This is a genomic window from Nonomuraea sp. NEAU-A123 (genome assembly GCF_018603905.1).
Lineage (GTDB): Bacteria > Actinomycetota > Actinomycetes > Streptosporangiales > Streptosporangiaceae > Nonomuraea.
In genome coordinates this window covers 210,705-237,295 of sequence record NZ_JAHFZZ010000002.1, presented here as the reverse complement: position 1 = coordinate 237,295, position 26,591 = coordinate 210,705, and the positions used below count along the sequence as shown (strand labels likewise).

Below are 26,591 nucleotides of genomic sequence, written 5' to 3'. Positions count from 1 at the left end.
CTGACCTTGTCCGATTCCCTGAAGGCCGACTGCGAAAGCTGCTTCGGACTGTGCTGCGTGGCGCTGCCGTTCGCCGCCTCGGCCGACTTCGCGATCGACAAGAACGCCGGACAGCCGTGCCCCAACCTGGAGACTGACTTCCGCTGCGGCATCCACCGCGACCTGCGGAAGCGCGGTTTCCCGGGCTGCACGGTCTACGACTGCTTCGGCGCCGGTCAGAAGGTCTCCCAGGTCACCTTCAGCGGGCGGGACTGGCGGCGGGCTCCGGAGACGGCCACTCAGATGTTCGCGGTGTTCCCGGTCGTGCGGCAGCTCCACGAGCTGCTGTGGTACCTGACCGAGGCACTGACCCTGGACCCGGCCCGCGAGCTCCACGACGAGCTCCGCGCCGCCCTCGACGAGACCACACGTCTCAGCCGCGGCGACGCCGACGACCTCCTGGTCGTGGACGTGCCCGCGCACCGGCAGGCGGTAAACAAGCTGCTGCTGCGTACGAGCGAGCTCGTCCGGGCCGGAACCCCGCGCCGCAAGAACCGCAGAGGCGCCGACCTCATCGGAGCCAAGCTCAAGGGTGCCGACCTGCGGGCCGCCGACCTCAGAGGGGCCTACCTCATCGGCGCCGACCTCAGGGGAGCCGACCTGCGGCTGGCCGACCTGATCGGCGCCGACCTCCGGGGCACCGAACTCGGCGGAGCAGACCTCACCGGCAGCATCTTCCTCACCCAGCCGCAGCTCAACGCGGCCAAGGGCGACGGCGCCACGAAGCTGTCGCCCACCCTCACCCGCCCGGCCCACTGGTCGGTCCCCGACCGGCCACGGCGGGCAACCCGCTGACGTCCCAGCCACCCAAGGCCTTTCTACGGCGTAGAGTCACTTCTACAGTGTAGAAAATGGAGGCTATGGTGCAGACAGTAAAGGTTCCCGGGGCGCGGCTGCACACCGAGGTCGCCGGCGAAGGCCCGCCCTTGGTGCTGGTCTCCGGCGGTGGCGGAGACGCGGGCATGTACGCGGACGCGGTGCCCCCGCTGGCCGAGCGGTTCACGGTGATCACGTTCGACCGGCGGGGCAACTCACGCAGCCCGCTGGTGGAACCGGACGCGTCCCTCGCGGTGTCGCGGCAGGCGGCCGACGTGGTCGCCATCCTGGACCACTACGGCATCGACCGCGCCTTCGTCTTCGGCAACAGCGCCGGGGCGATCATCACGGTGGAGCTCCTGAGCCGCCACACCGACCGGCTGCGCGGCGCGGTCGTCCACGAACCGCCGCTGGTCGGAGTCCTGCCCGAGGGCCGGGACAGTCCCGAGCAGCGCGCCTTCGACGAATTGGTCGGCATCGCCGAGCGGGAGGGGTCCATGCAGGGGTTCGCCGCGTTCTCGGCCATGACCCTGCCCAAGGCGCCGCGGCTGTTCACCAACCCCACCGGGCGGGCCGTGACCGCCGGCGCTCTGCGGGTGGCGATGGGCGGCGCCGCGCTGGCCGGCCGGGTGACCGGCCGGCAGCCGGGCGGGATGTTCCGGCTCATGGGCAACGTCGACATCCTGCTCACCCGCGAGCTGTCCGTGTTCCTGTCCTACCAGCCCGACCTGAAGGCACTGGAGACGGTCACCATCCCGTGGTGCCTGGCCACCGGCCACGACAGCGTGGGCCGCCCCTACTACCGGCCCGCGCACGTCCTGAGCGAGCGCTTCGGGGTGCCGTGCGAGGAGTTCCCCGGCGGGCACACCCCGTACCAGACCCACCCGCGGGAGTTCGCCGACCTGCTCACCGCGATCCTGGACGGCTTCGACCACCCGAAGACCTGACACTAGACGGGATCGCACGGCGAAAGGCTCTTCATGTTGGGGACGAGCCGCGCCCACTCCTGTGGCTCGGGCACGGAGGCGATGTCGCAGGCGCGGCGGAGCGACGCGCTTTCGTCCAGGTCCCACCAGCGGAGCGTGCCGTGCGCTCCGACGACGGCCAGGCGGCCGGAGGCGAAGCCCAGCGCCCGGATGGCGCCCTGGCGGGTGGACAGCGCGAACAGCTCGCGCCGCCCCTGGACCTGCCAGAGCCGCACCGTGCCGTCGTCGGAGCCGATCGCCAGCACGGTGCCGTCCGCGTTGTAGGCGAGCGCCGTGATCGGCGAGGTGCCGGCCACGAGGAGCTGCCGCGACGCGGGATCGCCGAGCCGCCGCAGGTAGACGGCCCGGTCCTCGCCGGTCGTCAGTGTCCGCACGCCGGGGTCGAACGCGAGCGCGCCGACGGTCCCGGACGCCGTCCACGTGTCCGTCCTGATGGCTTGACCCGCGGTGATGCGCCACACCAGGATCTCCTCGCCATAGCCGCCCGCCACGAGGTCGCCGGCGGGGTTGATGGCGACCCGGCTCCGGTCCGCGGCTCCGGGGCCGGGGTGGTCGAGCCGGTAGAGCTCGGTGCGGTGCCGGAGATCCCAGACGCGGATCCGTCCCGTGTCCGCGCCGACCGCCAGCAGGTCGCCGTCCTTCCCGCCCCTGGCCAGGCCGCTGATCGGCGGGTACGGCAGAGGCAGTTGCCCGCACAGTCCTGTGGCGGCGGCCGGTCCGCCATAGCGGACGACGCCGTCGACGGCGCCGGTGACCAGCCCCCAGGGTCCCCATGCCGCCGCGACCGACTCCGGCTCGGGGCAGCCGCGGACCTCCCAGCCTGCGGTGTCCCAGATGGCCCCGGTCGTGTCGGCGGCGGCGCTGACCAGCAGCGTGCCCCGGCGCGGGAAGGCGACCGCGTGCACGGGGGCGCTGTGGCCGGTCAGCTCGGTGAGCCGGCGGCCGGCCGCCACGTCCCACAGCAGGATCCGCTGGTCCTCCCCCGCCGTGGCGAGTAGCCGGCCGTCGCCGCGGAAGTCGAGGTCCCACACGGTGCCGCGGTGCCCGGTCAGCACGCCCGACGGGTGCCAGTCGGACGTGCGCCAGAGTCGTACGGCACCGTCGTCGCCCGCGGCGGCCAGCCGGGTGCCGTCCGGGCTGAAGGCGACGTCGCGCACCGCGTGCGCGCCCGCTTTGAGGGTCACCGGCGGCCCGCCCTCGCCGTCGGTGCGCCAGAGCCGCAGCCTCCCGTCGTGGCCCGCGGCGGCCAGCAGGGTGCCGTCGGGGCTGAACGCGGTCCCTTCGATGGAGTCGGCCCCCCACGGCGGAGACGGCAGCGCCCGCAGGTCGCCGGCCCGCCACAACCCCACTCCGGTCCCGGCCACGGCCAGGGTCGCGCCCTTCTGATCGAAGGAGAGCCCGCCCATCGCCGCGCCGCCCGGCAGCGGGCGGGTCGCCAGCACCCGGCCCGTCCCGGCGTCCCACATCCTCAGCCGTCGGTCGTCTCCCGCCCCGGCGACCAGGCGGCCGTCCGGGCTGATGGCGATGGCGGTGAGGCGTGCGGAGAGGTCTTCCAGCGTATGGAGCACGGTCCGCCGGCGGGCATCCCACAGCAAGGCGCGGCCACCGTGGTCGACGGTGGCGAGCGTCGAGCCGTCAGCGCTGAAGGACGCTCCCCAGAGAGGAGCCTTGTGCCCGGCCAGGCGCGCCACGAACCCCCCTGCCTGCGTGCTCATCAGCGCGCCGAGCGACTGCGGCGTGCGGTCCTGCTCGACGGCCGCCGCGGCGAGCAGCGCCGACACCTCCGGCCGGGATGCGGCCAGCCGAGCCGCCTCGACGGACAGCCGCCCGGCGAGGGAACTCCGTTGTGCCTGTCCCGTCTGCCCGACCACCACGACAGCGCAGGCCACGGTCAGCGCCAGCGTGACCGCGAGGCCGCAGACCAGGCGGCGCAGCCTGCGGTTACGCCTCAGCGTCTCCAGCCGCTCGGACTCCTGCCCCTCCCAACTGGCGGTGAGGAAGGCGCACTCGACAGGGGTGAGGGCGCCGGCGGGCGCTGCGTCGGCCCATTCGCGCAGCGTGGTCAGGTGGGGGCCGCGCAGCAGGAGGTAGTCGTCGCGTTCCGCGTGATCCCACGCCTCGGCGGCATCGGTGAGCTGCTGCCTGATCCGGAGCCCCGCCCGGTCGGTGTCGATCCAGCCTTTCAGCCGGGGCCAGGCGTCGAGCAGCACTTCGTGGCTGATCTCGACCCACTCGGCGTCGGCCGTCAGCAGCCGGGCCCGGATGAACGCCTCGACGACGACCTCCACAGCCTCGTCGCCGGTCAGCGCGTGGCGGGCGAGCCGGCGGCGGCTGTCGGCCACCCCGTCGCCGACGTGGACCAGGCGCAGCAGCGTGTGCCTGGCCACCTGCTGCCGCGCCGCGTCGAGCTGCGCGTACGCGTGCTCGGCGGTGACCTCGATGGCGCCCCGGATGCCGCCGGTGCGTTCGTAACCGGCGACCGTGAGCAGGCTGCCGGTCCGCTGCTGCCAGGTGGCGCGCAGGGCGTGGGACAGCAGCGGCAGCGCCCCGGCGTCACAGGCGCCGCTGGTCCTGGCGCCGACGTCGCGCAGCAGCAGCTCGACCAGGCCGGGTTCGAGGGCCAGCCGCGCCACGGCGGCGGGTTCGCTGATCGCCTGCCGGAGCTGCCCGGCCGCCATCGGGGCGAGCGGCAGGCAGCGCGCCCGCAGCGCCGCCAGCAGCGGCGGGTGGGCCAGGCAGTGGCCGTAGAAGTCGGCGCGCACGCCCAGGACCACCGCGAGCCCGGCCGCCGACCGGTGGCACAGCTCGGCGATGAACGCCTGCCGCGCGGCCTCGTCCTCGCAGAGCGTGAACAGCTCCTCGAACTGGTCGACGATCACCAGCGTGCGGGAGTCGACGCCGCCCAGCTCGCGCATCGGCCGGGCCGTGGGCGTCAGGTACGCCACACTCGGCCGGCCGGGCCGGCGGCCGGGAAGCGCTCCTCGCAGCACGGCCGGGGCCAGACCGGCTCGCAGCAGCGAGGACTTGCCCACTCCCGAAGGGCCGATCACGATCGCCGGATGGCCTGCCGTTTCGGGATCGGCCAGCAGGCCCACCAGGTCGGCCACCGCCCGATCACGGCCGAAGAACCAGCGCGCGTCCTCCGTGCGGAAGGACATCAGTCCGGGATAGGGGCAGCCGGCGGCGGGGCCGCCGAAACGCCGCCGCCGCCCGGCTCCGATCCCGGCCTCGCGAAAATCCGCTCCGTTCGCCACACGGGAAATCTACCGTCACCCATCGTGATCAGAGAGGGACTCTTCGTACATCAGTCGGTGCGGACCGGCTCTGCCTGCGTAGGCAGGCGCAAGGTCCTCAGCTCAGGGTGATGGCGAGCTTGCCGATGGCGCCCGCGCCGAAGTCGTCGAACGCCTGGGCCGCCTCCGCCAGCGGGTAGGAACGGGTGACGGGCACCCGGATGGCACCGTCCACGGCGTCGGCGGCCAGCCGGTCCAGGATGGCGACGGTGGGGTCGGCCATGACCGCGGTCGCGGTGAGCCGGTCGCCTTCGGGTGCGAACCCCAACGTGGAGGCGAACCGCCCGCCGTCGGTCACCAGGTCGGCCACCAGGGCGCCGTCACCGGCGAGGTGCAGGGCGGCGGACACCCCGCCGGGCGCGAGGGCGCGGACCTGGGCCGCCAGGTCGCCGCTGTGGTCCACCACCTCGATGCCGTCCCCGGCCAGGTCGCGGACGAAGTCGGTCTCGGCGCCCGGTCGCGCGGTGGCGATCACCTGGGCGCCGCGGGCCTGGGCGTACTGGAGCGCGAGCGCGCCGACCCCGCCGGTCGCGCCCACGATCAGCACGCTCTCCCCGCCCCGGGGGTCGAGGGCCTCGACGGCGGTCAGCGCTGCCGTGCCGGCCAGGCCCAGCGCGCCTGCCTCGGCGACGCCGAGCTTGCCGGGGACGCGCGTGACGCCGTAGCCGGCTGCGACGGTGACGTACTCGCCGAGCGAGCCGGTGCCCAGGAACGGCTTCATCACCACCCCGAACACCACGTCACCGGCCGTGAAACCGGTCACGTCCGAGCCGACGGCCTCGACGGTGCCGGCGAAGTCCTTGCCGAGCACCAGCGGGAAGCGGTGCTCCATCATCCCCTGCAGCATCCCGGCGGCGGTGGCCGCGTCGAAGCCGTTGACGGAGGTGGCGGCGACGCGTACCAGCAACTCGCCGGCCTCGGGAGCCGGGGTGGGCAGTTCGGTCAGTGTGGGGCTGCCGGGAACGGCGGTAACGGCGAGAGCGCGCATGGGCGGTCCTTCCTCCAGAAGTAAATGAAGGGTTCCCTCCATTTATGAATCAGCGTAACAGCATAATCGGAGGGCTCGCTCCACTTGTATGCTGGGGAGGTGACTACCCCGCCATCGCTGCGCGCGGACGCGGCCCGCAACCGCGAACGCCTCATCGCCGCCGCCCGCCGTGTCTTCGCCGAGCAGGGATTGGACGCGCCCATCGAGGAGGTCGCCCGCCAGGCCGGGGTCGGCATCGCCACCCTCTACCGGCGCTTCCCCACCCGGGACGAGCTGATCGCGGCCGCGTTCGACAACAAGATGGCCGCCTACGCCGACGCGGTCGGCGTCGCCCTGGCCGACCCGGATCCCTGGCACGGCTTCTGCGGCTACCTGGAGGCGGTGTGCGCCATGCAGGCCAGCGATCGCGGCTTCGCCGACCTGCTGACGTTGAGCCTGCCGACGGCCAAGGAGTTCGAGGCCGAGCGCGCCCGCGCCTATCACGGCTTCGTCGAGCTGATCGACCGGGCCAAGGCGACCGGCCGGCTGCGCGCCGACTTCGTGCCCGAGGACCTCGTGATGTTGCTGATGGCCTGCGCGGGTGTCATCACCGCCACGGCCGACGCGGCGCCCGGCACCTACCGGCGGCTGCTGGGATACCTGCTCCAAGCCTTCGCCGGGCCGGGTGCGGAGCCGCTCCCCGACCCGCCGACGCCTACCGCGATGTATCGGGCGCTGCTCCGGCTGCAGGGCCGGTGACGGCTCCCTAGTCCTTCAGGCCCGCGCCGAGGTTGGCGTTCATCACGTACTTCTGGAAGATCAGGTAGATCGCGACAAGGGGGATCATGGACAGGACCGACGCCCCGAGCAGGACCGACCAGTTGTCCCCGGGTATGGGAAAGCGCTTTCGCGGATCCTATAGAGTCCTGGTTCGACCCTGCCACCCGGTATGACCAGATTTGTCCGGTGAGCGGGCGCGGACGTTTTCGTTCCGCCACGCTCAGGGGGCCGTGAGCCCGCCGAGGGGCGCCCGGCGGGCGATGATCTTGCGGTGGCTTATCCGCCACCCCTGGTCGCCGTACGAGATGACGTCGTCGTAGATCACGCTTCCGGCGCCGCCGCCCGCCATGATGCTGATCCCCTTGGATCGGGCGCGGACCTGACCGTCGGCGATCTCGGTGAGCACGACGTTCGTGACGTGGTGGCCGACGGGGTTCGCCGCGCCCAGTGTGAGCGCGGCCTCCCTGATCGCCGCCACGCCCTCCAGTGATCCGACGCCGAAGTCCGAGGCGTCGTAAACGACGTCGGCGGTGAACAGCTCGTCCAGCCGGTCCAGCTCGCCGTCGTCGAACAGGTGCCCGTGCAGGGAGATCAGCTCTGTGATGGCCGCGCGATCGTCGGCGTCTAGTGTCATGCGGGACAGACTAAATGGGGAAGTCCCCACTTAGCAATCAGTCCACCCAGTCGGCCAGCTCGGGGAGCGCCTTCTCGTTGACCCGCAACCCGATCCCGGGCTCCGTCGGCAGCTCTGGAATCCCGCCGACGACCTCGGGCTCGCCCAGGAACAGCGGCTCGACCCGCTGGTCGAGGCCCCAGAAGGACGGGTTGGTGAGGTGCTCGATCCAGGTGCAGTCGGGCTGGGAGAGCACCACGTGGAGGGTGGCGGCGGAGTAGACGTGCGGGACGACCTCGATGCTGGAACCCGAGGCCATCTGGCACACCCGCCGCAGCTCGGTGATGCCGCCCACGCGGTGCACGTCGGGCTGCAGCACGTCCGCGGCGCCGGCGTCGATGAGGTGCTGGAAGCCGTACCTGGTGAACTCGTGCTCGCCCGTCGCGATCGGCACGAGACCCAGGCCGCGGAGCATGGCGTGCCCCGCGACGTCGTCGGGGATCAGCGGCTCCTCCACCCATCGCAGGCCCAGACCCACCAGGCCGCGGAGCATCTCGACGGCGAAGGGCCGATCCCAGCCCATGTAGGCGTCGCTCATCAGCTCGATGTCGTCGTCCAGTTCGTCGCGGATCGCCTCGATGTAGCGGAGGTTGGCGAGCAGTCCCCGCCGCCCGTCCGCCGGGCCGTACGGCCAGTTGGCCTTCACTCCGGTGTAGCCGCGTTCGGCGTAGTCGCGGGCCATGCGCCGCACCTGCGCCAGGTCGTCGTCGGGCTGCACCTTGCTGGCGTACGCGCGGACCTGCTTGCCGTGCGGGCCGCCGAGCAGCCGGTACACCGGCTGGCCGAGCGATTTGCCGACCGCGTCCCAGATCGCGATGTCGATCGCGCTGATCGCCTCGATGGCGGCGCCCTTGCGGCCGTACACGATGGACGAGCGGTAGAGCTGCTCCCAGATCTGCTCGCTCGCCCGCGCGTCCAGCCCGGTCGCGATGCGGCCCAGGTGCTCGTTGACCATGGTGGTCGCCGCCCCGATGCCGTCCTCGCTGTAGCCGAGCCCGGTCGTGCCGTCGGCGAGCGTGACCCGGACCACGACGATGCCTTGTGGCCAGGTGTACCAGGACCATCCGTCACCACGCCGCGGGAAGCCGTTCATCGGGCTCGGCCCGCGGACGCTCTTCTGCTGCTGCCAGAAGTCGCCCCACATCGACCGGCCGACGTGCCGCGCTTCAACCCGGATGATCTCCATCTGCCACTCCTTCAAGGTCCAGACCCTGTGCCATGGTAAGCGGAAGCTTCGGATATATTGCAAATGCAGCATAGCTATTGCGACATTTGCAACGAGGAGTGTTCCATGCGGGTGGTCACATGGGCGGGGGTGGATCGGCTCGCCCAGCAGGAGACCCCGATCCCGGAGATCTCGGACGGGGAGGTGCTGGTCAGGGTCTCCAGGGTCGGCATCTGCGGATCCGATCTGGCAATCCTGCGGGGCCAGCACGCCCGCGCCGAGACGGGGGTGATCCTCGGCCACGAGTTCGCCGGCACGGTCGCGGAGTCCAGGGCGCCGGGCGGCCCGCCCGTGGGCAGCCAGGTCGCGGTCCGCCCGCTGATCGCCTGCGCCGACCGCGGCACCGTCCCGCCGTGCCGGGCCTGCGCGTCGGGCAACGCGCACGTCTGCCGCTCGCTCGGCCTGTACGGGGTGGACGAGCCCGGTGGTCTCGCCGAGTTCGTCGCCGTACGGGCCGGCGCGGTCCATCCCGTACGCCAGGACGTCTCCCCCGAGCTCACGGCGCTGGCCGAGCCGCTGGCGGTCGCGGTGCACGCCGTGTCCCGCTCGGGCCTGACCGGCGGCGAGTCCGTCGCCGTTTACGGCGGCGGCCCGATCGGCCTGTTCACCGCGCTCGTGGCCAGGCATCGAGGGGCCGCGGACGTGGTGATCGTCGAGCCGAACGCCTGGCGCCGCGGTGTCGCGGAGAGCTTCGGGTTCCCGGTGCTCGACTCCGGCGTGGACACGCCCGCCGCGATCCGCGAGCGGACGTCCGGCGACGGCGCGGACATCGTCTTCGACTCGGCCGGTCATCCCGCCGTGGCCAGGCAGCTGACCGAGGCGGCGCGGATCCAGGGCACGATCGTGATCGTCGGGGTCTACAAGTCACCGCCCGAAGTGGACCTCCGTACGGTCAACTTCGCCGAGCACCGGCTCGTCGGCACCCGCGTCTACTCGCGCGACGACTTCGCCACCGCCGTCACCCTGCTCGAGAACGACGACCTGGCCCTGTCCGGCCTGCCCACCAGGACCTTCCCCGTCGCCGAGGCCGCCGACGCGTTCGCCGCGGCGGGCCGGGGCGAGGGCAGCGTCAAGGTCCTCATCGACCCTTCCCAGAACGGAGACGACCGATGACCAGCGCTTGGGTGGTCGGCGGCGGCAGCGGCATCGGCCGGGCCGCGGCGCTCAGACTGGCCCGTGACGGCTACCACGTCACGGTCTCCGGCCGCCGCGAGACCTCGCTGCACGAGACCGTCGAGAAGATCGTCGCCGCGGGAGGCCGGGCCGAGGCGGTGCCGGTGGACGTGACCGACGACGACTCCGTGACCGCGGCCCGGCAGCGCGCCGGTGCGCTCGACCTGCTCGTCTGCTCGGCCGGCACCAACGTGCAGAACAGGTGGTGGTCGGATCTGACCAGCGCCGACTTCGCCCGCGTCGTGGACACGAACCTCAACGCGGTCACCCGCTGCGTGCTGAGCGTCCTGCCCGGCTTCCGCGCGGCGGGCTCCGGCCAGGTGATCGTGGTCTCCTCGTGGGCGGGCTGGCAGTTCATGTCGGCGGCGGGCGCCGCCTACAGCGCCAGCAAGACCGCGCTCGGCGCGCTCGTGCAGTCGCTCAACGACCAGGAGGGCCGCCACGGCATCAGGGCCACCCACCTGTGCCCCGGCGAGGTGGACACGCCGATCCTGCGGACCAGGCCGGTGCCCGTTCCCGCAGCGGAGCTCGAGCGCATGCTGAGCCCGGAGCACGTCGCCGACGTCATCGGCTCGGTCGTCGCGCTGCCGCCGGAGGTCTGTGTGAACGAGCTCGTCGTCACACCCGTCTGGAACCGCATGTACATCGACTCCAGCGCCTACGGAGGATGAGTGAGACCAGTAGACGTGCTCGCGATCGGGGAGACCATGGTGATGGTCACCCCCGTCGGCGGGCGGCTCGACGCGGACAGCACGTACATCCTGCGGCCGGGCGGCGCGGAGTCGAACGTGGCGGCGCTGCTCGCCCAGCTCGGCCACAGCACGGCGTGGGCCAGTGCGGTGGGCGGCGACCCGCTGGGCGACATCATCGTCGACGCGCTGCGCGCGCACGGGGTGAACGTCGATCTCGTACGCCGCGACGCCGAGCGGCCCACCGCCGTGTACTTCAAGGATCCGACCTCGTCGGGCACCGCGGTCTATTACTACCGGCAGGGTTCGGCGGCCTCGGCCATGACCGCCGCCGAGGTCGCCGGCTGGGCGGCGCTGCCGTCCCGGGTGACGCACATCTCCGGCATCACCGCGGCGCTCTCCGAGCCGTGCCTGGACCTGACCCGGCACATCGTGTTCGACCGCCCGTTGGGGCTGTCCGTGGTCAGCTTCGACGTCAACCACCGTCCCGGCCTGTGGTCGGGCGACGGGCCCGAGGTGCTCCTGGAGCTCGCGCGGCGCGCCGACGTGGTCTTCGTCGGGCGGGACGAGGCGGCGGCGCTGTGGGGGACGTCGGACGCGGAGAGCGTGCGCGAGCTGCTCGATGGCCCGGCGTACCTGATCGTGAAGGACGCCGCTATCGAGGCGGTCAGCTTCACCCCCACGGGCGTGCACCGCGAGCCGTCGATGCCGGTCGAGGTCCTGGACGCGGTCGGCGCGGGCGACGCTTTCGCCGCCGGTTGGCTGAGCGGGTTCCTGGACGGCCGCGACGAGGCGACCCGGCTGCGGCTGGGGCACTACGCGGCTTCCCGTGTTCTGATGTCTCCGGCCGACCTGGCCGATCTTCCCTCCGCTGACGAGATCGTCACGCTGCTCACCAAAGGAGCGCACACCCATGTCGCAGACCGTCGCCCGTGCCATTGACATCATCAGTTTCGTCTCCGTACGACACCGCACGCTCGGTCAGATCGCCGAGCACCTGGGCGTGCACAAGTCGACCGCGCTGCGTCTGCTGCAGACGCTGGAGGAGGGCGGGTTCGTCCGGCGGGTGCCCGGCGGCGCGTACGGCATGGGCTTCCAGCTCATCGCGCTCGGCCAGTTGGCTCTCGACCAGGTCGAGGCCCGCTCCCTCGCGCACCCGATCCTGCACGAGCTGAGCGAGAAGTACGGGCACACGGTCCACCTCGGTGAGCTGGCCGGAGACCAGGTCGTCTACGTCGACAAGATCGACGGCCGGGGCACCGTGGCCATGGGCTCCCGCATCGGGCTGCCCGCCCAGGCGCACACCGCGGCCGTCGCGAAGGTCATCCTCGCCTACCAGGACGAGAAGACCCGGGCGCGGATCTTGGAGGGCGCCGCCCTCACCCGCTTCACGCCCACGACCATCACCGACGCCGACGCGCTCGAGGCGGACCTCGCGCTCACCCGGGAACGGGGATGGGCCGAGGACGACGGCGAGCACGAGGACTACATCAACTGCCTGGCGCTGCCGGTGTTCGACGCCCGCGGCCGGGTCACCCACGGCATCTCCATCACCGCTCTGCGAGCGGTCGCACCGTTGGCGGAGCTGCGCGCGCACGTGGACGACTTCCGCGAAGCGGCCCACCAGATCTCGAAGAACCTGGGCTGGGGAGGAGACGCATATGGACGCCGCTGAGTTCTTCGGCCGGCACCTCGACCGTAACCCGATTCTCGGCATCTTCCGCAACCTCGATCCCGAGGCGACCGTGGAGAGATGCGAGCGCGCCTGGGCGTTCGGCGTCGAGCTCATCGAGGTGCCCGTACAGACGCCCGACGCCCTGCCGTCCCTGCGTGCGGCGCTCGACGCGGCGCGGCGGCACGGCAAGAGCGTCGGCGCGGGGACGGTGACCACCGCCGAACAGCTCGCGGAGGTCAGCCGTCTGGGCGCGGCGTTCACGGTCGCGCCCGGCCTTCACCCCGAAGTCGTCGCGGAGTCGCGGCGGCTCGGGCTCCCCCACCTGCCCGGCGTGGCCACCTCCACGGAGATCGCCACGGCTCTGTCACATGGCTTCACCTGGCTCAAGGCGTTCCCCGCCGAGCAGCTCGGCCCCGGCTGGATCACCGCGCAGCTCGCGCCGTTCCCCGCCGTCCGTTTCGTCGCGACCGGCGGCATCGACGCCGCCAACGCGGCCGCCTTCCTCGCCGCCGGGTGCCGGGGAGTCGCGGTCGGATCCGCGTTGAACGATCCGGACGCGCTGGTACGGCTGCGGGAGGCGGTTCCTCGATAACGGTGAGTTACCCATTCTTGACAGGCATATTTCCGGCCAAATACAGTTGCAATTATCGCACATGCGTTGCAACATATGCAACCGTGCTCGTCCGTTAGCCCCGTACGGCGAGTAGAGAAAAGAGCCACCTGTGTCACATCCATCCACCGCGCCCGCCTTCGACAGCAGGGCCGCCAAGCGCGTGGTCATCGCCAGCTCCATCGGCACCGTCATCGAGTGGTACGACTTCGCCCTCTACGGAGCGGCATCCGCACTGGTCTTCGGCCCGCTGTTCTTCCCGGAGCAGAGCGAGGTCGGCGGGACCCTCGCCTCCTTCGCCGTCTTCGCCGTCGCCTTCTTCGTCCGGCCGATCGGCGGGCTCCTGGCCGCGCACATCGGGGATAGGGTCGGCCGTAAACCCGTATTGATCTTCACGATCACGCTCATGGGCATCGCAACGGTCGCGGTCGGGCTGCTGCCCACGTACGAGTCGATCGGCGTGTGGGCGCCGATCCTCCTCGTCGTCACGCGCATGCTGCAGGGCGTCGGCGCGGGCGCGGAGTTCGCGGGCGCGGTGACCACGGTGGCGGAGTACGCGCCCCCGAACCGGCGGGCCTTCTACACCTCCTTCGCCCAGGCGTCCGTGGGGCTGGCCTTCGTCCTGTCCACCGGCTTCTTCGCCATCCTGGCGGCCATCCCGCGTGAGGTCCTGCTGGGCTGGGCCTGGCGCGTCCCGTTCATCGCGAGCCTGGTCATCTTCGGGGTGGCCCTGTTCATCCGCAAGCGGATCGAGGAGACCCCGGAGTTCGTCGAGGCCAAGAAGGAGGTCGGCAAGGCCGCCAAGGAGCCGCAGAAGATCCCGCTGATGCAGGCGTTCCGCGAGGCGCCGCGCGGCCTGGTCGTGGGTCTGCTCTGCGGTTCGGGCCTGAACGTGGCGGGCTACATGGTCAACACGTTCTCGCTGAGCTACATCAAGACCACGCTCGGCGTGTCGGCGACCGTCGCCACCCTCGGTGTGGTGGCCGCGACGGGTTCGAGCGTCTTCGCCGTCCCGCTGTTCGGCAAGCTGGCGGACCGCATCGGGCGCGGGCCGGTGCTGATGGGCGGCGCCGTCTTCATGGCCCTCTACATCGCGCCGTACTTCCTCCTGCTTGGCACCCGCCAGCCCGTGCTGATCATCCTCGCGATGGCCATCGCGTACGGGATCGGCCAGAGCGCCATGCTCGGGGCGCAGTCGGCGTTCCTGTCCGAGCTCTTCGAGACGCGCTACCGCTTCACCGCGATCGCGGCCTCGCGCGAGATCAACGTCATGCTCCTCGGCGGCACCACGCCGTTCATCGCCACCGCCCTGGTGGAGGCGGCCGGTGGCTCGCCGTGGCTGGTCGTCGTCTTCGCGGTGGCCTGCCAGCTGCTCACCATCGCCGCCGTCCTGCTCTCGCGGCGCCTGCCGCGCCCGTCCGGGGCGGTCGCCGGGCTGACGGGCGCGCAGCAGGCATAGGTCCCGTTTCGCGCCCAAACCGGGGTGCCCGGTGCGGGCGCGGACCGCCCATGCGGGGGCGCGGCTACGCCCTTGACCGAAAGGTGGTCGTCGCGGTTAATGAAGCCAAGTGCCCAGGTAGCCACGGCGCGAAGGAGCTAGTTTCATGAGCCGCTCCACGTTGTTGAGCTTGTCCCTGGTGACGGCCACCTCGCTGGCCGTTGTCTCTTTGCCGGCCACCCCGGCTTATGCCGATGGCGTTACGTCCCACAGCGCGAGCGCCTACGGATGCACGATCACCGCACACGGCTCCTGGAGGAGCGCGGCGAACACCTTCACCTTCTACGCCACCGGCTCCTGCGGCGCCAACCGCTTCGGCGTGCTGCGCTGCTGGCCGGTCCACAGACATACCCTCTACTGGCACAACCACGAAGGCGACGCACGAAGGACGTCCGTCAACGGCCGGAGCTTCCGTCTTCCCGCCAAGACCGTCCATGGCACCAACGGCGACACTTACAAGATCAACTGTAAGTACCAGTGGGACTCCAACCGTTCCGTCGGGGTCGAGACACGTGGATTCACCCTCTAGATCGTTCTCTGCCGTACGGGACGCCGAACACCTCACTCCCTACTTGGTGACAGCGGCGGAGGATCGATGATCGACCCCGGCCCGTTGGCCGCATGCCGGGCGATCCCCTCCCACCGTTGCATCAGCCCCGCGTACCAATCCTGCCTGCCCCTGGCCGCGAAGTGCGGCTCCAATTCGCGCAGCCGCGCCTCGATCCGCGCCACATCAGAGGCACTGAGCTCGTTGTCCCTCCACTTGAACGCGAACTGAGCCCCCTCAGGCCCCTCCACGACCTCGAACCGGTCGAAGAACGGCCTGGCCCACTGCGACAGCCCCCGCATCATGGACAGATCAGCGGGATCGATGAAACAGAACTCGTGATCGATGCCCGCCGTCCGGCCGTCCTCGGCGACCATGAAGTTGGTCCGCCACCTGTCCGCGTTGAGCGTCAGCACATCACCGAGCCCGATCACCAGGACGTCTCCGGGTCTGCCCAGCGCCCTCGGCAGCCCGAACCCATGCAGAAACTCGATCAGCAGCCGATCCGGCCCCATCCGGTAAACCCGCGGAACCCGCGCCCCGACCGCCTCGTAGACGAGCGACCCCAGTTCCTCGGAATCGGCGCGACGTCTCGGATGTTTCGCCTCGATGTCAACGACCCCGGGCCTCTGTAGCACCTTCTCGACCGCGCTACTGCCGTCGTGGAAGACCAGCCTTGCGACATGTCCTGCGTTGACCATCCCGCCGCTGAGCTGGATGCGGTCCTTGATCCCTGACAGCAGCCCGCGCACCAGTTCGCCGGGGAAGGTCCAGTGACCGATGCGCGACGGCTCGCGGAAACCCTCCTGCGCGTACCACGGCTGCCTGACCTGTGCCACAGGCGTCTCCGAGGCGTCCGCCACGTGGCCCGCCTCTGTCGTCCTGCTCCGGTCCGATGCTCTGCCCGCGTCCGCGGCCTGCCCCGCGTCCCGCGTCCCGTTCGCGTCGACCGTCCTGCCCGGCTCGGGCGCGCCCTCCCGCATCCGTACGGTCGGCGCGTCCTCAATGCGGCCCGTCACCGCCTCGCCCGGTCGCGGCCCGACCGAATCAGCGGGCTGCCCCCCGTCGCCCTGCCGCAGCCTGATCGTCGGCGTGTCCTCGATCCGCCCAGGAGAACGCCCACCAGGACCGTTCTCGCCCCGCCCTGCTCCGCCCTCCCTCAGGCGCACCGTCGGCGCATCCTCGATCCGCCCCGAAACGGCCTCACGGGCGCGCGGTCCGGACGAATCAACCGGACGTCCCCCATCGTTCTGCCGCACCCCGGACGTCTGCACATCCTCCTGCCGCAACCGCACGGTTGGGGGGTCAACGTCCGCGTGCGGGTCCCGGTTGATCAGCTGGTCGATGCGTCCGGTATGCGCCGCGCGGGGCGTGTGATCCGCGGCAAGCTCTTCCCGTACGCCGCTCAGGTCCGTACGCCTCCCAGCGGCCGCCGCGCCCGACTCATCCCCATCCTGTACGCCCCGTACCGACCCATCCGCTTCAGCCCGGGAGGACGCCTCACGCTCCTGCCCTCTCGGCGACGGCGTGGGCCCGCCGCCATCGTCGGACGCTCCTCGCGCCGAACCCCCCTCAGTCCCTTCGGGCACGGGCCCGGCCTCCGAATGGAGCGGCGCCGCGTCGCCGCCATGCCCCGTGGCCCGGCCCGGCGCCCAACTGGCCCAGTGGGCGTCCACTCCGCCCACCATCCCCGAGGTGAACGCCTTGGCCATCAGCGTCCAGTCAAGTGGCTGCCCGCTCATCAGCGAACTCGCCATCGTCGCCCCCGCCGACGCCACCCCCGAATGCCCCATCAGCATCCACAGAGACCGCGTAGGCAACGCCCACGCCAATCCCGTCAGCAGCCCGCCCGTCATCATTCCCATCCCCGCGGAGGTCGCCAACTGCTTGAGGTCGATGTGGTCGCGCCGCGTCTGGGTGGCCTGTACGTACAGGTCCATCCCGCCCATCAACGCCCCGAACAGTGCGACGTTCACCATCAGCCGCTGCCTGAACTGCCTGACCGTCCACCGCGCGGCCTCAGCCCGCACCTTGAACAGCCCCTGCGCCGTCAACCGCCCGGCCGGATGCAACAGCGCCCACGTCAGCCAGAGCATCTGGACCACGAACAGCATCACGGCCAGCTTGATCATCCGCTTGGTGTACTGGACCTGCACCCCAAGCTCGTTCAGCTCGATCGCGAACGACACGAGCCGCTTCACCAACCGGGCTTTCCGCCCTCCAACGGTCTTGTCGACCCGCTTCACGAATGCCTTGAGCGCGTCCCCATCCCACTCCCCCTGCGTCCGGCCGGCCAGCCACTCCGCCAAGCCGTCAACCCCGGCCACCACCTTCCGCGCGGCCGCCACGAGCGCATCGGCCAACCGGAACAAGCTCCGCTCGTCTCCCTGCGGCCAATCCGTCCCCACGACCCAGCCGACCCACGGCCGCAGCCACGCGGGAACCGGAAGCCCGTCAAGCCACATGACACTCAGCTCTCAGTGCTCTCGCCCGCCACTTCGCCTGACACCCTCTCCTACCTCACCGGCACCACCAATAACTCCTGTCCACTATGCCCACCTTTTGGAGTTTTGGCACGTCATCGCACCCAAAGCCTGGCCACTATGCGCCTCTGGTGGTCTTTCGGCCGCATGGCTCCACCTGGCTCGAGGCGTTTCCGCCGAGCGGCTCGGCCCCGGCTGGATCGCCGCGCAGTTCGCGCCGTTCCCCGTCGTCCGTTCCGTCGCGACCGGCGGGATCGACGCCGGGTGCCGGGGGTCGCGGTCGGCTCCGCGTTGAACGATCCGGACGCGCTGGTATGGGGGCGGGACGCGGTTTCTCGGTCACATGAGATGTTAGTTCGTCCCACGAATTTGTTACTCTGGCCCAGTGAGTAAAAATGTTGACGGCCAGATCGGGACGGTGGCGGCGCTGGTGCGGTCCACGTTCCTGGTGAATGCCGTGTACGCAGAGTCCGCCCGCGAATACGGGCTCACCCAGCAGCAGGGCCAGATGCTGTGCGTCCTGATGCCGCAGCCGTATGGCATGAGCGAGCTGGGCGCGGTGCTCGGCCTGGCCAAGTCGAGCCTGACCGGCCTGGTTGATCGCACCGAGCGCAACGGCCTGGTCCAGCGCAAACCCGATCCCCAGGACTCCCGCGCGGTAAGGGTGGCGCTCACCAGGCAGGGCGCCAAGCTCGCCGACGAGTTCTACGCCGAGACCTGCCGCCGCGTCGAGGAACTGACCGCAGGGTTCGCCCCGGCGGAGCGCGACACGCTCGCCGTCCTGCTGGGCCGGGTCGTGACGGACAACAAGGTGCCCATCGTCTTCGTGGAACCAGATTCCCTGCGCTGAAGTTGCAGTTCGCCCTACGAACTAATATTGTTCGTGATGCGAACTCAATCCCTTTTGCAGTGGAGCGTGAATGATGAGTCGTACAGTCGTGGTCATCGGCGGAGGTTACGGTGGTTCCGCGCTCGCCAAGGCGCTGGATTCGGAGGCCGACGTCGTCCTCATCGACCCCCGTGACGCGTTCATCAATTCGGCCGGCTCCCTGCGGGCGCTGACCCAGCCCGACTGGGCGCACAACATGTTCTTCCCCTACGGCCAGTGGCTCAGGCGCGGCACGGTGGTGCGCGACCGCGCGGTCTCGGTGGACCCCGGCGGCGTCACCCTGGCCTCAGGCCGGCGGGTCGATGCCGACTACCTGGTCCTGGCCACCGGCTCCAGCTACGCCTACCCCGCCAAGCCCACCTCTGACGCCACGGATAAGGTCCTCGACGACCTGCGCCGGACCCACAAGGAACTGGCGGGTGCCGAGCGGGTGCTGATCCTCGGCGCCGGCCAGGCGGCGACGTTCACCGCCACCACGACAGGAGGGGAGGAGATCACCGCCGACATCTGGTTCCGTGCGCACGGCGTGCGCGTCAACAGCGACTACCTCGCCGACGATCGGCTGACGACTCGTACGCCGCAGGGGCAGGTGCCCGTCACCGAGACTCTCAACGTGCACGGATACGACCACGTCTACGCCATCGGCGACATCACCGACGTCGCCGAGACCAAGATGGCGGGGTACGCGATGCAGCACGCGGAGGTAGTGGCCCAGAACATCATCGCCCAGCTGCGCGGCGAGCAGCCGACGGCCACGTACGAGCCGCTGCCCCACCCCATGATCCTGCTGCCCCTCGGCCCGCGCGGGGGTGTCGGCCAGTTGCCCACTCCCGATGGTCCGGCTGTCGTCCCGGTTGAGACCGTCTCGGCGTACAAGGGGGCCGACCTGTTCACCGGCCGCTTCACCGAGCAGTTCGGTGCCGCCTGACCTGGACCACACCCAGCTCGGCCGCAGCGGCCTCCCACTGTCCCGGCCGCCGCCCAGGCCGGACGGCGCCAAGCCCGCGCCGGAAGCGTACGCCTGGTAGACACCTCCCTTCGCCCGGAAAGGCAGAACATTGTCCGCACATAACGTCGTCTTCGGTTTTGGCGCGCATTCCAGCATTGACGACATATCCGACCTGCTGCGCATGGCCGAGCAGGCCGACCAGGACGGGCTCGACATCTTCACCTTGTCCGACCATCCCTACATCGGCCAGCGTCTAGACGCGTACGCCGCGCTCGGCTTCATCCTCGGGCGTACGCAGCACATCGCCGGTTTCGCCAACGTCACCAACCTGCCGACCAGGCCCGCTCCCATGCTGGCCAGGACGGTGACCTCGTTGTCGGCACTGTCGGGCGGCCGGATCGTGCTCGGCATGGGCGCGGGCGGGCTGTGGGATCGCATCGCCGACATGGGGGTTCCGCGGCTGACGCCCGGCGACGCCGTGGACGCCTTCGAGGAGGCGATCGTCCTGGTCAAGCTGCTGTCGGGTGGCGGCCCTCCGGTCACCTACCAAGGTCGCCACTACCAGGTGAACCGGATCGAGCCCGCTCCCGTGGCCGCGCCGCCCGTGTGGACCGGGTCGGTCGGCCCGAAATCCCTGGCCGCCACCGGCCGGGTGGCCGACGGCTGGATCCCCGGCCACGCGGCCGACTGGCTCAGCGAGCGCTATCGGGCCTCGCGGCCCATCGTCGACGAGGCGGCAGCGTCCGTCGGCCGCGATCCGAGCGAGATCCGCACGATCTTCAACTTCCCCGGCCGCATCACCGACCAGCCGCTGCCCGCCACCCGCGACGACGACGGCCGCTGGCTCGGCGGCTCCGTCGGCCAGTGGGTCGAGGAACTGACCGGCGCCGTGCTGGAGCACGGCGCGTCGGGCTTCACGCTCTTCTCCGCCGACCAAGGCGCCCAGGACCTCACCATCCTGGCCCGCTGGGCCCAGGAGATCGCTCCGGCCGTACGCGAGGCGATCGCGAAGTAGCGCCACGTCCTCCAAAAAAAATCGAAGCCAGTGTGAAATAAGAGTGATTGCATAACCGGAGTAACTATGATTTTCTGAGTCGCGAGCCGGACTCTCCCGGCATCCAGCGACAACAGAAGGAACCTGTCATGACCTCTCCCCGTGACCTCCGCATCGCGATTGTGGGCGCCGGCGTCGGCGGTCTTGCCTGTGCCCGCGGCCTGCAGACACACGGCATCCCGGCAGCCGTGTTCGAACGGGAGCCCTCCCGCGACGCCCGTTGGCAGGGCGGCATGCTGGACCTGCACGTGCCGACCGGTCAGGCCGCGCTGCGGGCGGTTGGCCTGTTCGAGCAGTTCACCGCCCTGGCTCGTGCGCAGGGCCAGGAGTTGCGGGGGCTGGACCCGTTCACGGCCGTGCTGGTCCACCACGAGCAGCCCACCGACAGCGGTGACGAGGGTTACGCTCCGGAGATCGATCGGGGTCAGTTGCGCGGCCTGCTGCTGGACTCCCTCACCCCAGGCACCGTCCGCTGGGGGCACGGGGTGGACGGGGTCGACCCGCTGGAGGGCGGCGTTCGCCTGCGCTTCGCTGATGGCACGACCGCCGACTTCGACCTCGTCATCGGTGCCGACGGCGCTTGGTCCCGGGTCCGCCCTGCCGTCTCGGACGCCATCCCCCGTTACACGGGCGGCACGATCGTCGAGGCGTTTCTCGACGATGTCGACATTCGCCACCCCGATCTCGCTCACTGGGTGGGCCCGGGCACGCTGGCGGCGCGAGCCGACGGGAAAATGATCTCGGCCCAGCGCAACAGCGGCGCCCACATCCGCCTGTACGCCGCCTTCGACGCTCCTGCGGACTGGTACGTCACCGCCGGCCTCGACCTCGCCGACACCACGGCGGTGTGCGATCACCTGCGCGGCGTGTTCACCGGCTGGGACCCCCGGTTCCTCGACCTGTTCCGCGACAACGACAGTGGGTTCGTCAACCGGCCCCTGTACGTGCTGCCCGTTGGGCACACCTGGGACCACGTCCCCGGCATCACCCTGCTCGGCGACGCGGCCCACCTCATGCCGCCCTTCGGCATCGGCGCCAACCTTGCCCTGATCGACGGCAGTGACCTGGCCACGGCCATCGCCACCCATTCCGACCTCGACCGGGCCACCGCCGCCTACGAAGAGGTCATGCTGCCCCGGTCGGCGGCCGCCGCTCAAGCCTGCGCGGAGCTGATGGACAACCTGTCGGAGAACTTCACCGGTGACGTCGACAGCGTGCGGCGCGACCTCAACGACCGCATGCGCCGAGCCCAGCCCGGGCTGGTCGGCAGGATGAGCAGTGAGACGGCGTCACATACACTGGCGCGCTGATCTCCTGGCACGCCGGCTCGGCCCAGCCGGACGGACCAGGTCTTGCTATCGGCTGCTGGCGTCAGGGCCGGCGGTAGGGGTGCGGTCCACATCGGCCCAGCCGTTGCGCAGCCGGGCGAACAGGATGCGCAGCGTGCGTGCGGGATCGGGGCTCTCCTCGGCCAGGGCGCCGACGTCCAGGGCGAAGCGGGCCAGCGCGCGAGCCTGGAGGTCGTCGTCGGACAGCCCGGCTTCCTCGGCGATGGCTTGGGCGAGAGTGGTCTCCCAGTTGCGTTGCATGCGCATGAAGTGGTCGCGCAGCGCGGGGGTGGCGTGGACCAGGTGCAGGAACTCCTCGCGGGAGGGTTCGCCGGACTGGCGCGGTTCGGGCGCGGCGAGATAGGTCTCCAGCGCGTCCAGGATCGTCGCTCCTGCCGGGCGGTCGCGCACCACGGAGCCAAGGCGCTGTTCGTGCGCGGCCTCCTGGTCGAAGACCAGCGATTCCTTGCTGGGGAAGTAGGTGAACAGCGTGCTGACCGCGATGTCGCACGCGTCGGCGATCTCCGCGACGGTCACCGCGTCGAAGCCGCGCTCGCGGAACATCGCGAAGGCCGTGTCGGCCAGCCGCTTGCGTGTCTGGGCCTTCTTCCGTTCCCGCAGTCCTACGCGTGTCACGTCGCCACTCTACACTGAATCAATAGTAACTAGTTTTTCGAAGTAACTTCGAAAATTTGCCTATCATCCGAGGATGAGCGGGAGTTTCGCGGCCAGCTCGCCCAGTTCGGCCTTCTCCGCCTCGGTCGGGGCACGCCGTCCGGTGCCGACCAGCAGCGCGTCCCTGTCGGAGAACGACGCCGGGAACGCGGTCTCGGCGATCTTCTCCAGCATCTCGCGGGATCGGGCGAGCCCCTCGGCGGGCGGTTCCGCCGCGTCCGGGAGGTGCGCGATCAGGTCGAGGTGGTGCAGCGTCCACTCCAGGACGTACGCGGAGAGGTAGTCGCCCGCGGTGAGGACCTCGTCGCGGGTGCCGACCCGGAGGCCCGGGTCGGCGAGTTCGGCGGCGCGGCCGGCGGCGGAGCCGACGTCGTCGAGGTGGAACCTGAGCAGCCGAGGCTCCTCGTACGCGGCGGCCAGCCGGACGGTCAGCGCGTCGAGCGGGTCGTCGCCGGTCGGCGGCGTTGCGGCGACGTCCCAGTAGGTCACCGCGTCGCGGGTCGGCTCCGTTTCGGCGGGGGTTACAAGGGTGATCAGGACGTCCTGAGCGTCGATGACCAGATGGCACACCAGGTCCCGCACGAGCCAGCCGGCACAGCCGGACGGCCGGGCGAAGTCCTCGTCCGGGAGTTCGGCGACCGCTGTGCGCAACGCCGTCCAAGCGCGTGCGAAAAGATCCACATCGGCAAGGTAGTGCGGTGCCGCGAAGGCGGACAAGAGCGGCGGGGGTGGACCTGCTCAAGAACGCGCCTCCCGAAGACCTCGTCGACGCCATCCGCATCGTCGCCTCCGGCGCGGGGCTGCTCGACCTGGCCGTCACCCGGCGGGTGATCGAGGAGTTCGCCCGCATGCCCGCGCCACTTCCCGCGACTCCGCAGCTCGCCACGTTGACCGCACGCGAACTCGAGGTTCCGCACCTGGTCGCACCAGGCCTGTCCAATGCCGAGGTCGCGGCCCGGCTGTACGTCAGCGAAGCCACCGTCAAGACCCACGTCCCCAGGATGCTCGCCAAACTTGGCCTCCGCGACCGCGTTCAAGCCGTCGTGTACGCCTACGGACACGGCCTCATCCGTGCCGGCGGCTGACTCGATTCGCGCCGGAGTCACGAAACTCAAGCCATTCAATTTTGTACCTGAATATCCTGCGGAGGCTACGTTCGCGATCAGTGGGCGTCCCGATATGATCCGGATTTCCTGGAGGCTGTCATGTCGAATCCGTTCTCCTCGCGAAACACGGCGTGAGAATTTCGGTCACCTTGGCAAATAATTGTGCCTTGCGGGCTTGACCTGGTGTTATGGCTGTCGTCGCGGTCTGGCAGGGGCTTGGTGCACGCGGTGGTGACACCTGGGACATAGGGATTGGGTCGGGAGTTGGCATATCTGCTGCCAAGGGTGTATGCATAGAGCGAGTCTTACAAATTACGGGCGGTAAGGCACGCGTTCGAACTCGGCCTCTGGAACCCATCGGCCTCACGGGTGCGATAGGTCCCAGAGTCAGGCGGATCCCGATGATCTGCCGATTCATTTAACTGGTTCGGCTCTTTGATGGAATCGCCATGCGGCCTCTGACCAAGGACGGTCGCCTCGACCAATGGTTATTCTGAGCGCCCTGCCGGCAGGTGAGAAACGAGGCTTGACGCTCCAGCCCGAGGAGGCCGACTATGGCCACGGATATGAAGATCGTACGACTCTATGTCTCCAGCATCGCCAACGGCACGATGGACGACACCCCCAACGAGGTCGGCGGGAACCCCCGTCCCCGGTTCCACCTGATGCTGCAGGCTGACGCGAGCGACTCGGCAGGCGACAACAAGTTCAACTACAGGCTCATCATCAGCGCTTGTTCCACCTCTGGCAACACCACCACCTTCGCTGCCAGAGTCCTCAACGAGCAGGCCGGCGTCCCAGGCGACGGCTGGAGTTCGGTGGGCCCGCAGGCGGGCAACAACGGCTACGTCAAGCAGTCGACCTACGCGATCGACGCCGCCGACTTCCAGGCCAACGGTCTGTACGAATTCGTCGCCGTGCTACGCATGGGCGACGGCAGCGTATCCACCGCACGCAGCAACGAATTCTTCATTCGCTGATCCGGCACGCGGCGGCGGGCCCTCCCGGGCCCGCCGCTCGCTGCGGACAACCTCCGGCCCTTCCGGTCCGTGGAGCGGGACAGTCGCGGTGGGTGGCCGCGTCGAGCGCCTCGAAGATTCATCTTTTCCACCGCTGCCCAAAAACATCCAGGGAAAGGGAGGGGGCCAACAACGAACGCTCTCCCGATGATCAGTGTCGCGAAAACCCCTTGATTGAACTTGATTTCCGCCTCTTGGTGCGTGCCGTTAATAGTGGCGAGCGTCTGCCCCGGCTTCATTGTCCAAGAATTATTGTCCGTCCAATGGTGTGGCTTAATCAGCCGGAATGCGGTCTGAGGCGGAGAAGCCAACTGAAATGAGACTGGCACAGTCAATGGCTGGTCGACGTGCACCTGTGTGGTCACTTCGAGAGCCGCGCCCAAGGGGTCTGGGCGAGATTAACGCGGAAGGTGGAAAGTTTCGAAATCACTCCTGCCTTCCGCCCATTGCCACTCAAAGCGGAGCGGCCCGAACTGGAGCGGCACCCCTTTGTCGGGCACGCTGACACGCCACCCTCCGAGCTCGGCGAACTTATCCGCATCGAACTCGGTCTGGACGGGGTCCTGCTCCTGCTCCCTAGAGAGGCCGGCGCACCTCCACGTCCACCGTGACCGTGAAGGTGGACGTGGAGGGCCGCCACCGCCACCGTCACGGGCCGCGCGCCCACTTCGCGCGTCGGCACGGCTGAGGCAGCCGGGGCCCGCGCCTCGGCGAACCCGGCCTTGGGATCCCACCGTGTTCGAGCCGGAACCCAGACAGCACGACCGCCTCGTGACCGCCCCAAGCCCGTCCGTGTCTGGACCGCTGACCTGGGCTTACACGGACAGCGTGTACCTAATCGCAGCTTCGTTAACGACGGGCCTATTTGGACGGTCGGCGCGCGTCAGAGGACCGTCGGCTGTCAGCTCGGCATGGAGAAGCGCACCGGCATGTGCTTGATGCCGTTGATGAAATCGGACCGCATCCGCCTGACCGGCCCCGCGTGCTCCGCCTCGGGGAAGCGGCGCAGCAGCTCCCTGATCATGCAGGTGATCTGCAGCCGCGCCAGGTTGGCGCCCAGGCAGAAGTGCGGGCCGCCGCCGCCGAACGTCATGTGGTCGTTGGGGTTGCGGCGGATGTCGAAGGTGTACGGGTCGGCGAAGATGTCCTCGTCGTGGTTGGCGGACATGTAGAACGTGACCACCTTCTCCCCTTCGGCGATCTTCTGGCCGCGGAGTTCGGTGTCGCGCGTGGCCGTACGCCGGAAGTTGTGGATCGAGGAGCCCCAGCGCAGGAACTCCTCGGTGGCGCTGCGCCACAGATCCTCGTCGTCGAGGCCGGTGGCCAGGTCGCGATAGCTGTCCGGGTGGGTGATGAGGGCGTTCATGGCGTGGGCGATGAGGTTGCGGGTGGTCTCGTTCCCGGCGACGCAGAGGATCACGAAGAAGGAGTCGATCTCGTCCCTGGTCAGCCGGTCGCCGTCGACCTCCGCCTGTACGAGGGCGGTGAGGATGTCGTCACGCGGGTTGCGGCGGCGGTCGTCGACCAGGCCGTCGCAGTAGGCGAAGATCTCGGCCGCGGCGTTCTCGCCATCCTCGGGCGTGGTGCGGAAGTCGGGATCCTGGAAGCCGACCATGCGGTTCGACCACTCGAAGATCAGGTGATGGTCCTCCTCGGGGACGCCGATGAGGTCGCAGATCATCTGCAGCGGCAGGTATTCGGCCACGTCGGTGACGAACTCGACCTCGCCGTCCCGGTCCCGCACGTCGTTCGCGATCTTCTCCGCGCGCCGCTGTACGGTCCCGCGCAGCCGGCCGATCGTCCTGGGCGTGAAACCCGCGCTCACCAGCCGGCGGTAGCGGGTCTGCTTGGGCGGGTCCATGTTCAGGAGCGTCATGCTGGCGATCTCGATGAACTCCGGCGTCTGGGTACGGATGAACGCGGTCCCGATCTCGGTCGACCAGGTATGCGCATCTCTGCTGATAGCCCTCACATCATGATATTTCGTGACAGCCCAGAAGCCGGTGTCGTCGGGGACGTCGTGCCAGTGGACGGGCGCGTTCTGGCGCAGGTAGGCGAACTGGTCGTGCGGGACTTCGCGTTCCCACGTCTCTTCGAGCAGGTTGATCCGCATGGGC

24 protein-coding genes are annotated in these 26,591 nt (G+C 69.9%); 16 read left to right on the top strand and 8 right to left on the bottom strand.

Annotated features, from left to right (window positions below):
* Both KLK06_RS05175 and KLK06_RS05170 read left to right on the top strand, forming a co-directional pair.
* Nucleotides 1-834, top strand: coding sequence for a pentapeptide repeat-containing protein (locus KLK06_RS05175; RefSeq protein WP_374197099.1), 834 nt, complete (start codon nucleotides 1-3; stop codon nucleotides 832-834).
* A gap of 65 nt (nucleotides 835-899) precedes the next feature.
* Nucleotides 900-1,802, top strand: coding sequence for an alpha/beta fold hydrolase (locus KLK06_RS05170; RefSeq protein ID WP_214634140.1), 903 nt, complete (start codon nucleotides 900-902; stop codon nucleotides 1,800-1,802).
* Nucleotides 1,803-1,804: 2 nt separating this feature from the next.
* On the opposite strand, the gene KLK06_RS62210 is transcribed toward KLK06_RS05170, so the two are convergent.
* Nucleotides 1,805-5,095, bottom strand: a complete 3,291-nt coding sequence (locus tag KLK06_RS62210) for a WD40 repeat domain-containing protein (RefSeq protein WP_214634139.1) — start codon at nucleotides 5,093-5,095, stop codon at nucleotides 1,805-1,807.
* Nucleotides 5,096-5,192: 97 nt separating this feature from the next.
* The gene (locus KLK06_RS05160; RefSeq protein ID WP_214634138.1) at nucleotides 5,193-6,122 is read right to left on the bottom strand and encodes an NADP-dependent oxidoreductase; all 930 of its coding nucleotides are present in this window, start codon (nucleotides 6,120-6,122) and stop codon (nucleotides 5,193-5,195) included.
* 99 nt (nucleotides 6,123-6,221) lie between these two features.
* Here KLK06_RS05160 and KLK06_RS05155 point away from each other — a divergent pair, with 99 nt between their 5' ends.
* The gene (locus KLK06_RS05155; RefSeq protein ID WP_308168106.1) at nucleotides 6,222-6,860 is read left to right on the top strand and encodes a helix-turn-helix domain-containing protein; all 639 of its coding nucleotides are present in this window, start codon (nucleotides 6,222-6,224) and stop codon (nucleotides 6,858-6,860) included.
* Nucleotides 6,861-7,101: 241 nt separating this feature from the next.
* On the opposite strand, the gene KLK06_RS05150 is transcribed toward KLK06_RS05155, so the two are convergent.
* Both KLK06_RS05150 and KLK06_RS05145 read right to left on the bottom strand, forming a co-directional pair.
* A complete protein-coding gene (locus KLK06_RS05150) occupies nucleotides 7,102-7,515 on the bottom strand; it encodes a nuclear transport factor 2 family protein (protein ID WP_214634136.1) in 414 nt (137 codons plus the stop codon).
* A gap of 37 nt (nucleotides 7,516-7,552) precedes the next feature.
* A complete protein-coding gene (locus KLK06_RS05145; RefSeq protein WP_214634135.1) occupies nucleotides 7,553-8,740 on the bottom strand; it encodes an enolase C-terminal domain-like protein in 1,188 nt (395 codons plus the stop codon).
* A 105-nt stretch (nucleotides 8,741-8,845) separates the two neighbouring features.
* On the opposite strand from KLK06_RS05145, the gene KLK06_RS05140 reads away from it, so the two are divergent.
* The 7 genes from KLK06_RS05140 (at nucleotide 8,846) to KLK06_RS05110 (ending at nucleotide 14,953) form a co-directional block, all read left to right on the top strand.
* On the top strand, nucleotides 8,846-9,892 hold the full coding sequence (locus KLK06_RS05140) for a zinc-binding dehydrogenase (RefSeq protein WP_214634134.1): 1,047 nt from the start codon (nucleotides 8,846-8,848) through the stop codon (nucleotides 9,890-9,892).
* On the top strand, nucleotides 9,889-10,623 hold the full coding sequence (locus tag KLK06_RS05135) for an SDR family oxidoreductase (RefSeq protein WP_214634133.1): 735 nt from the start codon (nucleotides 9,889-9,891) through the stop codon (nucleotides 10,621-10,623). The genes KLK06_RS05140 and KLK06_RS05135 overlap by 4 nt, the downstream gene beginning before the upstream one ends.
* Nucleotides 10,624-11,583: a sugar kinase gene (locus KLK06_RS05130; protein ID WP_308168105.1), complete on the top strand. Its 960-nt coding sequence runs from the start codon at nucleotides 10,624-10,626 to the stop codon at nucleotides 11,581-11,583.
* Complete coding sequence (locus KLK06_RS05125; protein ID WP_214634132.1) at nucleotides 11,555-12,316, top strand: IclR family transcriptional regulator; 762 nt, start codon at nucleotides 11,555-11,557, stop codon at nucleotides 12,314-12,316. Before KLK06_RS05130 ends, KLK06_RS05125 begins: the two co-directional genes overlap by 29 nt.
* Nucleotides 12,303-12,908, top strand: a complete 606-nt coding sequence (locus tag KLK06_RS05120; protein WP_214634131.1) for a bifunctional 4-hydroxy-2-oxoglutarate aldolase/2-dehydro-3-deoxy-phosphogluconate aldolase — start codon at nucleotides 12,303-12,305, stop codon at nucleotides 12,906-12,908. Before KLK06_RS05125 ends, KLK06_RS05120 begins: the two co-directional genes overlap by 14 nt.
* A 130-nt stretch (nucleotides 12,909-13,038) precedes the next feature.
* Nucleotides 13,039-14,385: an MFS transporter gene (locus KLK06_RS05115; RefSeq protein ID WP_214634130.1), complete on the top strand. Its 1,347-nt coding sequence runs from the start codon at nucleotides 13,039-13,041 to the stop codon at nucleotides 14,383-14,385.
* A gap of 145 nt (nucleotides 14,386-14,530) precedes the next feature.
* Complete coding sequence (locus KLK06_RS05110; protein WP_214634129.1) at nucleotides 14,531-14,953, top strand: hypothetical protein; 423 nt, start codon at nucleotides 14,531-14,533, stop codon at nucleotides 14,951-14,953.
* A gap of 32 nt (nucleotides 14,954-14,985) precedes the next feature.
* On the opposite strand, the gene KLK06_RS05105 is transcribed toward KLK06_RS05110, so the two are convergent.
* Nucleotides 14,986-17,334, bottom strand: a complete 2,349-nt coding sequence (locus KLK06_RS05105; RefSeq protein WP_214634128.1) for a hypothetical protein — start codon at nucleotides 17,332-17,334, stop codon at nucleotides 14,986-14,988.
* Between the two features lie 505 nt (nucleotides 17,335-17,839).
* On the opposite strand from KLK06_RS05105, the gene KLK06_RS05100 reads away from it, so the two are divergent.
* From KLK06_RS05100 to KLK06_RS05085, 4 genes are all read left to right on the top strand, one after another.
* Nucleotides 17,840-18,304 carry a MarR family winged helix-turn-helix transcriptional regulator gene (locus KLK06_RS05100; RefSeq protein WP_214634127.1) on the top strand — a complete coding sequence of 155 codons (465 nt, stop codon included), beginning with the start codon at nucleotides 17,840-17,842 and terminating at the stop codon, nucleotides 18,302-18,304.
* A gap of 70 nt (nucleotides 18,305-18,374) precedes the next feature.
* Nucleotides 18,375-19,271, top strand: coding sequence for an FAD-dependent oxidoreductase (locus KLK06_RS05095; RefSeq protein ID WP_250904928.1), 897 nt, complete (start codon nucleotides 18,375-18,377; stop codon nucleotides 19,269-19,271).
* A gap of 130 nt (nucleotides 19,272-19,401) precedes the next feature.
* On the top strand, nucleotides 19,402-20,307 hold the full coding sequence (locus KLK06_RS05090; protein ID WP_214634126.1) for an LLM class flavin-dependent oxidoreductase: 906 nt from the start codon (nucleotides 19,402-19,404) through the stop codon (nucleotides 20,305-20,307).
* Between the two features lie 128 nt (nucleotides 20,308-20,435).
* The gene (locus KLK06_RS05085) at nucleotides 20,436-21,656 is read left to right on the top strand and encodes an NAD(P)/FAD-dependent oxidoreductase (protein WP_214634125.1); all 1,221 of its coding nucleotides are present in this window, start codon (nucleotides 20,436-20,438) and stop codon (nucleotides 21,654-21,656) included.
* Nucleotides 21,657-21,701: 45 nt separating this feature from the next.
* Here KLK06_RS05085 and KLK06_RS05080 read toward each other — a convergent pair whose 3' ends face one another.
* Both KLK06_RS05080 and KLK06_RS05075 read right to left on the bottom strand, forming a co-directional pair.
* A complete protein-coding gene (locus KLK06_RS05080; RefSeq protein ID WP_214634124.1) occupies nucleotides 21,702-22,310 on the bottom strand; it encodes a TetR family transcriptional regulator in 609 nt (202 codons plus the stop codon).
* A 63-nt stretch (nucleotides 22,311-22,373) separates the two neighbouring features.
* The gene (locus KLK06_RS05075; protein WP_214634123.1) at nucleotides 22,374-23,030 is read right to left on the bottom strand and encodes a maleylpyruvate isomerase N-terminal domain-containing protein; all 657 of its coding nucleotides are present in this window, start codon (nucleotides 23,028-23,030) and stop codon (nucleotides 22,374-22,376) included.
* A 17-nt stretch (nucleotides 23,031-23,047) separates the two neighbouring features.
* Between KLK06_RS05075 and KLK06_RS62205 the strand changes: the two genes are divergently transcribed.
* Together KLK06_RS62205 and KLK06_RS05065 are read left to right on the top strand one after the other, a co-directional pair.
* The gene (locus tag KLK06_RS62205) at nucleotides 23,048-23,434 is read left to right on the top strand and encodes a response regulator transcription factor (RefSeq protein ID WP_308168104.1); all 387 of its coding nucleotides are present in this window, start codon (nucleotides 23,048-23,050) and stop codon (nucleotides 23,432-23,434) included.
* A 575-nt stretch (nucleotides 23,435-24,009) separates the two neighbouring features.
* On the top strand, nucleotides 24,010-24,435 hold the full coding sequence (locus KLK06_RS05065; RefSeq protein WP_214634122.1) for a hypothetical protein: 426 nt from the start codon (nucleotides 24,010-24,012) through the stop codon (nucleotides 24,433-24,435).
* Between the two features lie 940 nt (nucleotides 24,436-25,375).
* Here the strand turns inward: KLK06_RS05065 and KLK06_RS05060 are convergent.
* The gene (locus KLK06_RS05060) at nucleotides 25,376-26,587 is read right to left on the bottom strand and encodes a cytochrome P450 (RefSeq protein WP_214634121.1); all 1,212 of its coding nucleotides are present in this window, start codon (nucleotides 26,585-26,587) and stop codon (nucleotides 25,376-25,378) included.
* Nucleotides 26,588-26,591: the final 4 nt, after the last annotated feature.

Excerpts from the sequence above, each read along its gene's own strand:
- KLK06_RS05140 (WP_214634134.1), top strand. The coding sequence starts at position 8,846 with ATGCGGGTGGTCACATGGGCGGGGGTGGATCGGCTCGCCCAGCAGGAG.
- KLK06_RS05085 (WP_214634125.1), top strand. The coding sequence starts at position 20,436 with ATGACCTCTCCCCGTGACCTCCGCATCGCGATTGTGGGCGCCGGCGTC.
- KLK06_RS05160 (WP_214634138.1), bottom strand. The coding sequence starts at position 6,122 with ATGCGCGCTCTCGCCGTTACCGCCGTTCCCGGCAGCCCCACACTGACC.
- KLK06_RS05095 (WP_250904928.1), top strand. The coding sequence starts at position 18,375 with ATGATGAGTCGTACAGTCGTGGTCATCGGCGGAGGTTACGGTGGTTCC.
- KLK06_RS05110 (WP_214634129.1), top strand. The coding sequence starts at position 14,531 with ATGAGCCGCTCCACGTTGTTGAGCTTGTCCCTGGTGACGGCCACCTCG.
- KLK06_RS05125 (WP_214634132.1), top strand. The coding sequence starts at position 11,555 with ATGTCGCAGACCGTCGCCCGTGCCATTGACATCATCAGTTTCGTCTCC.
- KLK06_RS05120 (WP_214634131.1), top strand. The coding sequence starts at position 12,303 with ATGGACGCCGCTGAGTTCTTCGGCCGGCACCTCGACCGTAACCCGATT.
- KLK06_RS05135 (WP_214634133.1), top strand. The coding sequence starts at position 9,889 with ATGACCAGCGCTTGGGTGGTCGGCGGCGGCAGCGGCATCGGCCGGGCC.
- KLK06_RS05060 (WP_214634121.1), bottom strand. The coding sequence starts at position 26,587 with ATGCGGATCAACCTGCTCGAAGAGACGTGGGAACGCGAAGTCCCGCAC.
- KLK06_RS05145 (WP_214634135.1), bottom strand. The coding sequence starts at position 8,740 with ATGGAGATCATCCGGGTTGAAGCGCGGCACGTCGGCCGGTCGATGTGG.
- KLK06_RS05065 (WP_214634122.1), top strand. The coding sequence starts at position 24,010 with ATGGCCACGGATATGAAGATCGTACGACTCTATGTCTCCAGCATCGCC.
- KLK06_RS05170 (WP_214634140.1), top strand. The coding sequence starts at position 900 with ATGGTGCAGACAGTAAAGGTTCCCGGGGCGCGGCTGCACACCGAGGTC.
- KLK06_RS05150 (WP_214634136.1), bottom strand. The coding sequence starts at position 7,515 with ATGACACTAGACGCCGACGATCGCGCGGCCATCACAGAGCTGATCTCC.